1 protein-coding gene is annotated in these 460 nt (G+C 53.0%); it reads right to left on the bottom strand.

Going from position 1 to position 460, the window contains the following annotated elements; translation table 11 throughout:
- Nucleotides 1-460, bottom strand: a 460-nt coding sequence (locus tag FE394_RS19270) for an AMP-binding protein (protein WP_319927927.1), incomplete at both ends; no start/stop codon positions are given.

Here is a 460-nt window from a genome sequence, read left to right as displayed (position 1 = left end):
TTCAGGTAACCACGGGCAACGCCATCGCCGCCAATATGGATTTCGCCGGCGGCTCCGAGGGGAACGGGTTGGCCTTGTTCGTCCAGAATATAAATGCGGGTATTACTGATGGGATGCCCGATAGGGAGTTTCTTGTTTTCACCTTCAATCAACGGGATATCGTAGGCCGTGGCGAACGTGGTTGTTTCTGTCGGCCCGTAAACATGCAGTAAATGTTTTGGTGCCTGTTCTGCCCTGAGGCGAATGGCTGCCCGGTTATCACTTTGTTCACCGCCGAACAGGACATAACGCAGACCTGACAACGACGGGGCAATTAAGCCCGCATATTGGTTAAACAGCGCCGTGGTAAGAAATAGTGCGCTGACGCCTTCTTCTGACAGGCACTGACCAAAATCGGCGGGGTGTAACAGGGTTTTTTCCGGGATCAGCAGAATACGGGCACCATGAACTAAACCTGACC

Origin of the sequence: Xenorhabdus littoralis, assembly GCF_033949345.1 — a bacterium.
In the GTDB taxonomy this organism is placed as follows: Bacteria; Pseudomonadota; Gammaproteobacteria; order Enterobacterales; family Enterobacteriaceae; genus Xenorhabdus; species Xenorhabdus littoralis.
This window is presented reverse-complemented; position numbering and strand designations above follow the sequence as displayed.